The sequence below is a fragment of the Curtobacterium sp. SL109 genome (genome assembly GCF_026672405.1).
Taxonomy (GTDB): Bacteria; Actinomycetota; Actinomycetes; order Actinomycetales; family Microbacteriaceae; genus Curtobacterium.
The window spans coordinates 213540-225730 of the sequence record NZ_JAPPRB010000002.1 but is presented as its reverse complement, the minus strand read 5'-3'; the positions used below and the strand labels follow the sequence as shown (position 1 = coordinate 225730).

The 12191-nt window shown below is 70.4% G+C and carries 10 protein-coding genes; 8 read left to right on the top strand and 2 right to left on the bottom strand.

From position 1 onward, the window contains the following. Window positions 1-4: 4 nt before the first annotated feature. From OVA28_RS02360 to guaA, 4 genes are read left to right on the top strand one after another with little or no spacing between them, the layout of a single operon-like run. A complete protein-coding gene (locus OVA28_RS02360; protein WP_194663094.1) occupies window positions 5-1414 on the top strand; it encodes a cation:proton antiporter in 1410 nt (469 codons plus the stop codon). A 5-nt stretch (window positions 1415-1419) separates the two neighbouring features. Then, window positions 1420-2199 carry an SURF1 family cytochrome oxidase biogenesis protein gene (locus tag OVA28_RS02355; RefSeq protein ID WP_268095624.1) on the top strand — a complete coding sequence of 260 codons (780 nt, stop codon included), beginning with the start codon at window positions 1420-1422 and terminating at the stop codon, window positions 2197-2199. Window positions 2200-2208: 9 nt separating this feature from the next. Further along, complete coding sequence (locus OVA28_RS02350; RefSeq protein ID WP_194626306.1) at window positions 2209-2655, top strand: DUF3817 domain-containing protein; 447 nt, start codon at window positions 2209-2211, stop codon at window positions 2653-2655. Then, the gene (guaA, locus tag OVA28_RS02345; protein WP_268095623.1) at window positions 2652-4241 is read left to right on the top strand and encodes a glutamine-hydrolyzing GMP synthase; all 1590 of its coding nucleotides are present in this window, start codon (window positions 2652-2654) and stop codon (window positions 4239-4241) included. The genes OVA28_RS02350 and guaA overlap by 4 nt, the downstream gene beginning before the upstream one ends. Before the next feature lie 362 nt (window positions 4242-4603). Here the strand turns inward: guaA and OVA28_RS02340 are convergent, their stop codons facing one another. Then, window positions 4604-5464, bottom strand: a complete 861-nt coding sequence (locus OVA28_RS02340) for a Bax inhibitor-1/YccA family protein (protein ID WP_268095622.1) — start codon at window positions 5462-5464, stop codon at window positions 4604-4606. A gap of 296 nt (window positions 5465-5760) precedes the next feature. Here OVA28_RS02340 and OVA28_RS02335 point away from each other — a divergent pair, with 296 nt between their 5' ends. From OVA28_RS02335 to OVA28_RS02320, 4 genes are read left to right on the top strand one after another with little or no spacing between them, the layout of a single operon-like run. Next, on the top strand, window positions 5761-7005 hold the full coding sequence (locus tag OVA28_RS02335) for a Gfo/Idh/MocA family protein (RefSeq protein ID WP_268095621.1): 1245 nt from the start codon (window positions 5761-5763) through the stop codon (window positions 7003-7005). 7 nt (window positions 7006-7012) lie between these two features. Continuing rightward, window positions 7013-8053 carry a LacI family DNA-binding transcriptional regulator gene (locus tag OVA28_RS02330; RefSeq protein ID WP_268095620.1) on the top strand — a complete coding sequence of 347 codons (1041 nt, stop codon included), beginning with the start codon at window positions 7013-7015 and terminating at the stop codon, window positions 8051-8053. Window positions 8054-8063: 10 nt separating this feature from the next. Further along, the gene (locus OVA28_RS02325; RefSeq protein WP_268095619.1) at window positions 8064-9083 is read left to right on the top strand and encodes a glycerophosphodiester phosphodiesterase family protein; all 1020 of its coding nucleotides are present in this window, start codon (window positions 8064-8066) and stop codon (window positions 9081-9083) included. Window positions 9084-9095: 12 nt separating this feature from the next. After that, window positions 9096-11555 (top strand): ATP-dependent helicase, encoded by a 2460-nt coding sequence (locus OVA28_RS02320; protein WP_268095618.1) that lies wholly within the window; start codon window positions 9096-9098, stop codon window positions 11553-11555. On the opposite strand, the gene OVA28_RS02315 is transcribed toward OVA28_RS02320, so the two are convergent. Continuing rightward, window positions 11552-12049, bottom strand: coding sequence for a GNAT family N-acetyltransferase (locus OVA28_RS02315; RefSeq protein WP_268095617.1), 498 nt, complete (start codon window positions 12047-12049; stop codon window positions 11552-11554). The two genes, OVA28_RS02320 and OVA28_RS02315, sit on opposite strands and share 4 nt — an antisense overlap. Window positions 12050-12191: the final 142 nt, after the last annotated feature.

The window sequence follows — 12191 nt, the reverse complement described above, 5'->3', positions numbered from 1 at the left end:
CGGCATGCACCTCGGTGGTGAGCTGCTCACCATCGGTGCCCTGTTCCTCATCGCCTACGTCCTCGGACGCCTGGGCAAGCTGATCGGCCTGCCCGCCATCCCGATCTACATGGTCGTCGGGCTCATCGCGAGCCCGCACACGCCGTGGATCGGGCTGAGTGTCGAGTCGCACACGATCGAGCTGATCGCGACCTTCGGCCTGATCCTGCTGCTGTTCAACCTCGGGCTCGAGTTCGACCAAGAGGAGTTCTACGGCAACGCCGGCAAGCTCCTGGTCTCCGGCGGCACGTACGTCGCGATCAACATGGCCGTCGGCTTCGCGTTCGGGTTCTCCCTCGGCTGGGGCACCCGCGAAGCCCTGGTGATCGCGGGCATGACGGCCACCTCGTCGAGCGCGATCGTCACGAAGCTCCTCATCGAGCTCCGGCGGCTCGCCAACGACGAGACCCCGATGATCCTCGGCGTCACCGTGATCGAGGACGTCTTCATCGCGATCTACCTCGCGATCGTGTCCGTCGTGCTCTCCGGTGACACGAACATCTGGGGCGTGATCGGCAAGCTCGCGCTCGCGTTCGGCTTCCTCATCGTGATGTTCAGCCTGGCGCGGTGGGGCGGCAAGCAGGTCTCCAAGCTGTTCGCCACCCGCGACGACGAGCTCTTCACGGTGCTGTTCTTCGGCCTCGCGGTGATGTTCGGCGGCATCGGCGACCTGCTCGGCGTGACCGACGCCATCGGGGCGTTCGTCATCGGCCTGCTCTGCGGTGCGACGCGCTACCGCGACCGCATCGAGCAGCTCGCGCTCCCGATGCGCGACGTCTTCGCGGCGTTCTTCTTCGTCAACTTCGGCCTCGGGCTCGACATCGCGACCTTCGGCGAGGTGGTCTGGCCGGTGCTCGCCGCGATCGGCATGACCGTGGTGCTGAACGCCGTCGCAGGTCAGCTCGTCGCCCGGATGAACGGCTTCAACGTCCAGCAGGGCATCAACACCGCGGTCATCCTGGTGAACCGTGGCGAGTTCGCGCTGATCCTCGCGACGCTCTCGGCCGCCGCCGGGCTGGAGGACCGGATCACCGCGTTCGCGGGCCTCTACGTCCTGATCATGGCCGTCCTGGGCCCCGTGCTCGCCATCAACTCGGACCGCATCGGGCGCCTCGTGATCCGCCCGGCGCGGGTCCGCAAGCTGCGGGGGCGCGAGCGCGCCGCCGCCGAGGCCGCAGCCGCCCGCAAGGCCGAGCGGGACCGCCGTTTCGCCGACGAGATCGCGCTCGTGGAGGCGGCTGGCAGGGACGAGCGGGAGAATGGGCAGCCTGCGGCGACGCCGGAGCCCGAGACCGTGAGCACCGGGACGTCGTCGATCGAGACCCCCGCCGAGCGCCCCGAACGCCCGGCCCGTCCGCGCGATCCGGAGTACTGATACAGATGTGGGCAGTCGCCCGACGACCGAGGTGGATCGCGCTGCTGTTGCTCGCGCTGGTCCTCGCTGCGGTGTTCGCCTTCCTGGGCAAGTGGCAGCTCGAGCGGAGCATCGAGAACGGCAAGCCGCTGCCCGCCACCACGGAGACCCGCAAGGTGCTCTCCGACGTCTCGAAGCCCGAGCGTGGGGTGGGCGACAGCCTGGCCGGCCAGCGAGTGACCGTCACCGGCCGCTTCGTCGCCGGCGACACGACCGTGCTGACGGGCCGCAGTGGGGGTGGCCGCTACCAGACCGTGGGACACATGGTCGACACGACCACGGGGGCGAGCCTCCCGGTCGTCCTCGGGTGGTCCGACCAGCGGTCAGCCGCCGTCGCCGGTGGTGACCGCATGGCGCACGGCGCGACCGTCACCGTGCAGGGTCGGTACTACCCGTCCGAGTCCCCGGACCAGGACGCCTTCCAGCGGGACGAGTACTCGGCGGTCGCCCCCGCCCGGTTCGTGAACACGTGGAAGGCCTTCGACGACCGGATGTACGGCGGGTACGTCGTCGCCGACGGCACCACCGCATCCGCAGCCGACCTCGGCACCGTCGCCGACCGGGCGCCCACACGCGAGGTCCAGTTCGACTGGCTCAACCTGTTCTACGCGGTCGAGTGGGTCGTCTTCGCCGGCTTCGCCGTGTTCCTGTGGTGGCGCTTCGTGAAGGACACCTGGGAACGAGAAGAGGACGAGCGTCAGCAGGCCGACCTCGCCCCCTCCGGCCTGACCACCGAGCGACGATAGGCTCTCCACATGGCTCTGACCGTCCGTACCCGCGACGTCCCCAAGATCCCGGGGGCCGTCCGGTTCTACCGCGTCTCCGCGTACGTCACGGGCGTGCTCCTGCTCGCCCTGGTCGTCGAGGTCGTCATCAAGTACACGCCGATCCAGCGTGAGATGCAGCTCGGCGGCGGCGCCTTCTTCGTGCCGAACGGCACCGCCGGAGAGGCCCCCGGCACCTTCAACCTGTCGATCGCGATCCTCATCGCACACGGCTGGCTGTACGTCGTGTACCTGTTCGCCGACTTCCGCCTGTGGAGCATCATGCGCTGGCGGCCGTCGCGCTTCCTGCTCATCGCGCTCGGCGGTGTCATCCCGTTCATGTCCTTCGTGGTCGAGCACCGCATGCAGCAGGCCGCCATGACCACCTACCACGAGCTGACCGCTGCCCAGCAGCGTGAGAAAGAGAGCGCTCGGTGAGCGAGACCGACCAGCGACCCGTCCTCGTCGTCGACTTCGGTGCGCAGTACGCGCAGCTGATCGCACGACGCGTCCGTGAGGCCAACGTCTACAGCGAGATCGTCCCGCACTCGATGTCGGCGGAGGAGATCCGCGCGAAGGACCCCGCAGCCATCGTGCTGTCCGGCGGTCCGTCGTCCGTGTACGAGGACGGTGCCCCGGCACTCGACGGCGCCATCCTCGAGCTCGGCGTCCCCGTGCTCGGCATCTGCTACGGCTTCCAGGCGATGGCGACCGCCCTCGGTGGCACGGTCGCGAACACCGGGCTCCGCGAGTACGGCGCGACCGCGGTCGACGTGACCGGCACCGACTCGGTGCTGCTCGGGGGCCAGCCGGCGGCGCAGACCACCTGGATGTCCCACGGCGACTCGGTGTCCGAGGCACCCGAGGGCTTCGAGGTCCTCGCGTCGAGCTCCTCCACACCGGTGGCGGCCTTCGCGTCCGACGAGCGGAAGCTCTACGGCGTGCAGTGGCACCCCGAGGTCAAGCACTCCGCGTTCGGGCAGGCCGTGCTCGAGAACTTCCTGCACCGCGCCGCCGGGCTGCCGGGTGACTGGAACTCCGCGAACGTGATCGAGGAGCAGGTCGAGCGCATCCGTGCGCAGGTCGGTTCTGCCCGCGTCATCGCGGGGCTGTCCGGCGGCGTCGACTCGGCCGTGGCTGCTGCCCTGGTGCACAAGGCCGTCGGTGACCAGCTCACGTGCGTGTTCGTCGACCACGGGCTGCTGCGCGCGGACGAGCGCAAGCAGGTGGAGGAGGACTACGTCGCCTCCACCGGTGTGCGGCTCGTCACGGTCGACGCCGAGCAGCAGTTCCTCGACGCCCTGGCCGGTGTCAGCGACCCCGAGCAGAAGCGCAAGATCATCGGGCGCGAGTTCATCCGCACGTTCGAGGCGGCGGCAGAGGCCCTGGTGCTCGAGGCGAAGTCCGAGTCGTCCGACGACGGCTCCGGCGAGGTCGAGTTCCTCGTCCAGGGGACGCTCTACCCCGACGTCGTCGAGTCCGGTGGCGGTGCCGGCACCGCGAACATCAAGTCGCACCACAACGTGGGCGGTCTGCCCGAGGACATGACGTTCAAGCTCGTCGAGCCGCTGCGCACGCTGTTCAAGGACGAGGTCCGTGCGGTCGGGCGTGAGCTCGGGCTGCCCGAGGTCATCGTCGGTCGCCAGCCGTTCCCCGGTCCCGGGCTGGGCATCCGCATCGTGGGAGAGGTCACCGCCGAGCGCCTGGCGATCCTGCGCGCGGCCGACGCCATCGCCCGCGCCGAGCTCAGCGCCGCCGGCCTGGACGACGAGATCTGGCAGTGCCCGGTCGTGCTCCTCGCCGACGTCCGCTCCGTGGGCGTGCAGGGTGACGGTCGCACGTACGGGCACCCGATCGTGCTCCGTCCCGTGTCGTCCGAGGACGCCATGACCGCCGACTGGACCCGCCTGCCGTACGACGTGCTCGCGAAGATCTCCAACCGCATCACGAACGAGGTCCGCGACGTCAACCGCGTCGTGCTCGACGTCACGTCGAAGCCGCCGGGGACGATCGAGTGGGAGTGAGTCTCCCGTCCTGAAGGGGTCCGACGCGTGAGGCGTCGGGCCCCTTCGTCGTTCCGGGGCTCTCGAGTCGCCGGTGGCCCTCGGTGGGATCGCACTTCGTGTCGGCTCCGCCGGCGCCGAGCCGACACGAAGTGCGATCTCAGCGGGGATGGGGGGCGCGGGCGTCGGGTGCCCGGCGCCGAGTGGTCACGACTTCCCGTCTGCGTGTCGCCGGACGGTCGGAGATCGTCGGACGCGGCATCGTCGAGCGACGGTTCGTGGCCGGTGGACGAACGTGAGCGGGGTGTTGCGACCGGTCGGCGGGCGTGGGGCGGGAACGACGAAGGGCCCCGGCGAGTGCCGGGGCCCTTCGGGTGTGCGTGCTAGTTGCGGGAGCTGCTCGCGATGATGGCGAGGATGCGCAGGATCTCGAGGTAGAGCCAGACGAGCGTCACGATGAGGCCGAACGCGGCGGTCCACCCGTAGATGCGCGGAGCGCCACGCTGGACGCCGGTCTTGATCTGGTCGAAGTCGAGGACCAGCGAGTACGCGGCCATGAGGACCACGAAGATGCCGATCAGGACGCCCCACGGGATGCCGAACAGGAAGCTCGGCTGGCCCATGATGCCGAACGGGGTCTGCACGATCCCGGTGGCGCTCAGGACGAGGTTGATGAGCTGGAACACCATGTAGCCGACGATCGCGATCAGGAAGAAGCGCGTCGCCTTGGGGGTGGCGCGGACCTTGCCGGAGGCGAACAGCGCCAGCGTGATGCCGAAGACGCCGAGCGTGCCGAAGACGGCCTGCGGGACGATGCCGCCGAACGCCTGCTGGTAGTAGCCGGAGATGCCACCGACGAACAGGCCCTCGAAGAACGCGTACGCGAGCACCAGCCCGGCGGACGGCTTCTTCTTGAAGGTGTTCACCAGCGCCAGGACGAACCCGATGACCGCGCCGGCGATCCAGACGATCGGGGGGAGGTTCCACCCGGCCACGGCGCCGACGACGAGCACGCCGAACGCCATGAGCGTCTTGACGATGGTGTCCTCGTACGACATGCGGTCCGTGTCGACGGTGTTCGCCGCCGGACGGTCGTACATGTACTGCAGCTGCTCGGGCGTCATGCCGGCGGACTGCTGCGGCGTCGCGCCCCAGCGGTTCTGCTGCTGCGAGCCGGCGCTCCAAGCGTTCCGGCCCGCGTCGTTGAAGGCGGGGGACTGATCGAAACCGGGCTTGAAAGCCATGGTGTCCTCGTGATTCCTCTGGTCGGATCGTGAGCGGGAACGGCGGATGCGTTCCTTCGCGTCCTCTCAGCCTAGGTGTGCGGCGCAACGAAAGGCTGAGGATTCGCGGCAAGCGGACGGCGGAGGTGCTGCCGTCGCGAGCACTCTACGGGCGCGTGCTGCGGGACCCCCTCGCGATCGACGGGAGTTCGCCGAGAGCGCGGTCGTGACCGCCGACGCAGCAGGGGTTGACACGAGTAAACCCGGGCGCGACGATGGGACCTGCAACGACGCACACCCGCCAGCAAGGAGCCAGCATGACGTTCACCCTCGGCATGGTCGGAGCCGGCCAGTTCTCCAGCCACTTCGCCACCCTCTTCGAGAAGCACCCGGGCATCTCCGCCGTCTACGCCACCGACGTGCTCCCAGAGCGTGCGGACCAGCTCGCCGAGGAACTCCACCTCGCCGGCACGTTCCCGTCGTTCGAGGACATGCTCGCCAGCCCCGACGTCGACGCCGTCGCGATCTTCACGCAGCGCTGGACGCACGGTCCGCTCGTCCTGCAGGCCCTCCGTGCCGGCAAGCACGTGTACTCGGCCGTCCCGATGGCCACGGCGCTGACGGAGATCGAGTCGATCATCGCGGCCGTCGAGGAGACGGGCCTCACGTACATGATGGGCGAGACCAGCCAGTACAACCCGGCGACGGTCTTCGCCCGCCAGAAGGCCGAGCAGGGTGCGTTCGGCCGGGTCTTCTACGCCGAGGGCGACTACGTCCACGACATGGACCTCGGCTTCTACGACGCCTACAGGTACAGCGGCGGCGACGAGTGGAAGGCCACGGCCAGCTACCCGCCCATGTGGTACCCGACGCACGCGATCGGCGGCGTCCTCGGCGCGGTCCCGCGGCACGCCACGAGCGTCAGCTGCATCGGCGTCCACGACGACCGCGGCGACGGGGTCTTCGACACCGAGGTCAGCATGTTCGACAACGACTTCTCGAACATGACCGCGCTGTTCGAGCTCGACGGCGGCGGGTCCATGCGCATCAACGAGTTCCGTCGCGTGGGCTTCCCCTCGTACATCCGCGAGAGCCGCTTCCGCTGGTTCGGCACCGACGGCAGCTTCGAGCAGCTCGTGACGAACTCCGTCTGGCAGGACCGCGAGGGCGTGACCGACGTCTCCGACCAGCTCGAGAACCGTCCGACCATGGAGGACGACGACCCCCGCCTGGCCGACGTGTCCCCGGCGCTCCGCAGCTCGTTCGTCTCCGGACACGCGCCCGTGCACGACGCCCTGACGGACCGCCTGCCCGCGGAGTTCGACTTCGCGCCGAACGGGCACGAGGGCTCGCACCAGCTCCTCGTCGACGACTTCGTCCGCGCCGTGAACGACGGCGTGCTGCCGCCGGTCAACGCCTGGCAGGCCTCGCGGTACACGCTGCCCGGCCTCGTCGCACTCGAGTCCGCCCGTCGTGACGGCGAGCGGCTCCCGATTCCCGACCAGGGTGACGCGCCCGTGGCCGTCGGGGAAGCCCTCCCGGTGGCGCACCGGGTGTCATGATCAGGGCGTGAGCGAAGCACCGGAGCGGCCGACCCGCAAGCCGACCCGGCGCGACGTCGCCCGGCTCGCCGGGGTCTCGGACGCGGTGGTGAGCTACGCCCTCAACGGTGGAGCACCCGTCGCCCCGGACACCCGGCGCCGGGTGCTCGCCGCGGTGGCTGAGCTCGGCTACCGACCGAACCAGGCTGCGCGGGCACTCCGCTCGGGGTCGGCCCGCACCCTGGTGCTCGCGGTCCCCGACCGGGACGACCCTGTGTTCGCGAACCCGTTCTTCGCCGAGTACGCCGCTGCCATCGAGTCAGCAGCACGCGAGCGCGGGTACGCCCTGTACTCCACGGCGACGAGCTTCGAGCCGGACGGTCTCCGCGCGCGGTTCGAGGAGTTCGCCGCCCGCATGGTCGACGGCGTGCTCGTGCTCTCCAGCGGAGCCGCCGACCGATCCGCGATCGACCCGGTCGGGCTGCCGTGGGTCGACCTCAACGCCCCGGCGGCGCGGGACGGCGTCGCGAGCGTCGGGACCGACCTCCGCGCCGGTGCCGAGCGCGCGACGGAGCACCTGCTCGACCACGGGCGGACCCGGGTGGCCTTCGTCGGCCAGCTCGACGACCGCGAACCCCGCCACAGCGGATGGCGAGCGGCGTGCGTGAGCCGGGGCGTGCCTCCCGGCCGGGTGTACGACGGCGGGTACACGCGTGACGGCGGCTACGTGTCCGGACTGCGGATCGCCGACGAGGGCGACCGACCCGACGCGGTGTTCGCCGCGTCCGACCGGACCGCCGTCGGTGTGCTCCGCGCCTTCCACGAGCGCGGGGTGCGCGTGCCCGAGGACATCGCCCTGGTGGCCTTCGACGGCTCGTGGGAGGCCGAGTACACCTGGCCGCCCCTGACGACGGTCCGGCAACCGATCGAGGCGATGGCGGACGCGGCCGTCACCCGCGTGCTCGACCCCACCGGGTCGCGGGCGCACGCCGAGTTCGACGCGGAGCTGGTGCTGCGTGCCTCCTGTGGTCCGCACGACGTCCACGGAGCGGCAACCGGCGGTCAGTAGGGTCGCCCGCATGACCTCGACCCCGACGGTGATCGCCCACCGAGGTGCCTCCGGGTACCGGCCCGAGCACTCGCGGAGCGCGTACGAACTCGCGATCGAGCTCGGTGCCGACGCCATCGAACCGGACCTCGTGCCCACGAAGGACGGCGTCCTGGTGCTCCGGCACGAGAACGAGATCTCGGGCACGACCGACGTCGCTGCGCACACCGAGTTCGCCGACCGGCGGACCACCAGAACGGTCGAGGGGCAGCGGCTGACCGGCTGGTTCACCGAGGACTTCACCTGGGACGAGCTCCGCACCCTCCGCACCCGAGAGCGGCTGCCGCAGCTCCGCCCTGGGTCGGCGGCGCACGACGGGGAGGACCCCGTCCTCCGACTGGAGGACCTGCTCACCCTGTTGGACGATGCCCCTCGTCCGGTCGGGCTGGTCGCCGAGGTCAAGCACGCCACGTACTTCGGCCAGGCCGGGCTGCCGATGGCGCCGCTGGTCGCCGAGGCGCTCGCCGCAGCCGGGTGGCGCGGTGACGACCGGCTCACCGTCGAGAGCTTCGAGAAGACCGTCCTCCGCGACCTCGGCTCGCGGGGCGTGGGCGGCCGGCTCGTCTACCTCCAGGAGGCCCGTGGCAGCGCCGCGGACGAGGTCGCCGCCCACGGGTCGGCCGCCCCGACCTTCGCGGACGAGCGCACGGACGTCGCGCTCCGGACGCTGGCCGAGCAGTTCAACGGGATCAGCGTCGACCTGCGGACGCTGATGGCCGGCGTGGACGCGGTGGCGCTCGACGACCCGCGGCCCGTCCGGTCGGACGTCGTCGATCGGGCGCACGCCGCCGGGCTCCAGGTCTTCACGTGGACCCTGCGGCCGGAGAACCGGTTCCTGCCGGCGCCGCTGCGCCGAGGCGGGGAGGTCGCCGGCCTCGGGGACTGGGAGCGGTGGTACACGTCGGTCATCCGCACCGGTGTCGACGGGGTGTTCGCCGACCATGCGGACCTCGCCGTCCGGGCGCGGGCGGCTGTCGGGGGCCGCGCCTAGACTGTCCCGGACATGACGATCGTGCTCGACCCATTCGACTCGACGCCCGAGCCGGGCGCCGGGGCCCGCTCCTACGAGGACCCGTTCACCGCCGGTCTGAACCCCCAGCAGAAGGAAGCCGTCGAGTACCGCGGCGAATCGCTGCTCATCGTCGCCGGTGCCGGTTCCGGCAAGACGAGCGTGCTCACGCGGCGCATCGCGCTGCTGCTGGCGAACCGCGAGGCCTGGCCGTCGCAGATCCTCGCGATCACCTTCACGAACAAGGCCGCCGCCGAGATGCGCGAGCGTGTCCGTGCGCTCGTCGGGCAGGCGTCGGAGGGCATGTGGATCTCCACGTTCCACTCCGCCTGTGTCCGGATCCTGCGGCGTGAAGCCGAGCGCTTCGGGTTCCCGCAGTCGTTCACGATCTACGACTCCGCCGACTCGCGGGCCCTGCTCAAGCGGATCATCAAGGACCTCGAAGCGGACACCCTCGGGCTGACCGTGGGGGCAGCGGCGTCGAAGATCTCGAAGCTCAAGAACGAGCTGCAGGACGTCGACTCGTACGCGCGCAACATCAACGCGAACGACCCGCAGGAAGTCATGTTCACCGAGGTCTTCCGTCGGTACACGAACGGCCTGCGGCGCGCGAACGCCTTCGACTTCGACGACCTCATCGGGCAGACGGTGTTCCTGTTCCGGGCCTTCCCCGAGGTCGCCGCGCTCTACCAGCGCCGCTTCCGCTTCATCCTGGTCGACGAGTACCAGGACACCAACCACGCGCAGTACTCCCTGATCCGCGAGCTCACCCGACCGGTCCCGGTGGAGCAGGTCGACCGGCTCGAGGACGAGGGCCAGCACGTCGCCAGGATGCGCGAGACCGACGGCTCGATCGCCGGGGCGTCCCTGACCGTCGTCGGCGACTCGGACCAGTCGATCTACGCGTTCCGCGGGGCCGACATCCGCAACATCGTCGAGTTCGAGCGGGACTTCCCGAACTCGAAGGTCATCCTGCTCGAGCAGAACTACCGCTCGACGCAGAACATCCTCGACGCCGCCAACGCCGTGATCGCGAACAACTTCGACCGCCAGGTGAAGAACCTGTTCACCGAGGTCGGTGCCGGCGACAAGATCGTCGGGTTCACGGGCTACACCGGGCACGACGAGGCCCAGTTCGTCGCCGACGAGATCCAGCGGCTGCACGACGACGGCACCGACTACCGCGACATGGCGGTGTTCTACCGGACGAACTCGCAGACGCGTGCGCTGGAGGAGATCTTCATCCGTGCGGCGATCCCGTACCGGGTGCTGGGTGGCACGAAGTTCTACGAGCGCGCGGAGATCAAGGACGCCATGGCGTACCTGATCACCGTCGCCAACCCCGCCGACCCGCTCGCGCTCCGTCGTGTGCTGAACGTGCCGAAGCGCGGCATCGGCTCGGTCACCGAGACCACGCTGCAGCGCTACGCCGACGACCACGACGTCTCCATGCGCGAGTCGCTGCGGCACGCCGACGAACTCGGCTTCGGGCCGAAGGTGCGGAACGCGATCACGGCGTTCGCGGCGCTCCTCGACGAGGTCTCCGCGAAGGCCACCGAGCAGCCGGTCGTCGACACCCTGACCCAGCTCATGGACGGCTCCGGGCTCCTCGAGCAGCTCCGGAAGTCGCCGGACGCGCAGGACTCCGCCCGTGCGGACAACATCGACGAACTCGTGGCCGTGACCCGGGAGTTCCAGAAGAACAACCCGGACGGCACACTGAGTGACTTCCTGACCGAGGTCTCCCTGGTCGCCGCGGCGGACGAGCTGGACGACTCCTCGGGGACGGTGTCCCTCATGACGCTGCACACGGCGAAGGGCCTGGAGTACGACGCCGTCTTCCTGACCGGCATCGAAGAGGACCTGCTGCCGCACCGGATGTCCGCCAACGAGCCCGGTGGGCCGGCCGAGGAACGCCGACTGTTCTACGTCGGGATCACCCGCGCCAAGAAGTCGCTGTTCCTCTCGCTCGCGATGACCCGCGCACAGTTCGGCGACGTCAACGTGGCGATGCCGTCCCGCTTCCTGCAGGAGATCCCCGAGGGGCTCATCGAGTGGAAGCAGTCGCCGGGCATGGCGAACAGCCGCGGCGGGACGCAGCCGCGCGCCCTGAACGCCAAGCGTGACGGTTCCAGCGGTGGTGGCGGAGCCGGCGGAGCCGGCGGTGGCGGGTACCGCGGTGGCGGCGGCTGGGGCAGCGGCTCCTACGACCGCGCAGCCGCAGCGGCGAAGACCCGCCCGAAGACCGAGTGGGCGAACCGGGTGTCCGGGCAGGTCCGCGACAACGGCGACATGGAACTGGCGGCGGGTGACCGCATCAAGCACGTCGACTTCGGCGAGGGCACCGTCGGGGCAGTGACCGGCCAGGGCGCCAAGCGCATCGCCGAGATCGCGTTCGACGCCGCGGGGCGCAAGAAGCTGCTCATCAAGATCGCCCCGATCGAGAAGCTCTAGCGCACCATCCGCACGGCCGTGATCGTGTGCGGCCCGATGGCCTCCACCTTGACCGAGCCGTCGCGGCGGAACCCGTTGCGGCGGTAGAACGCCTCGGCGCGCGGGTTGTGCTCGGCCACCCAGAGGAACGCCGGACAGTCGCCGAGCGAGGCGTCGAGGAGCGCTTGCCCCGCACCCGAACCGTGGGCGGCCGCGAGGACGTAGATGCCCTCGAGCTCCAGCGGGCGGACGGCGTCGGCCTCGCGTCCTGGGCCCGCGGTCGCCCACCCGACGACGGCCGCGTCCACCTCGGCGACGTGCACGGCGACGGTCGGGTCGTCGATGATCCGCCGCCACCGCTCCAGGCGGTCGCGCGGGTCGAGGGCCGCCAGGAACGCCGCCGGGAGCAGGTGTGCGTAGGCCTCCTGCCAGGCGCGGACGTGCACGGTGGCGATCGCCTCGGCGTCCTCGGGCACGGCGGCTCTGACGGTCACGGACGCAGACGGTTCCCCCATGCGCCGACCCTACGACACAGGGCGGGGAGCGGCTGTGGCGCGAGTCGGCGTCGCACAACGCCGAACGGCTCGCGCCACGGACGACCGCGGCTCGAGCCGACTTCGGTTGTGCGAGTCCGAACGCCGACCGCCGAACGCCGAC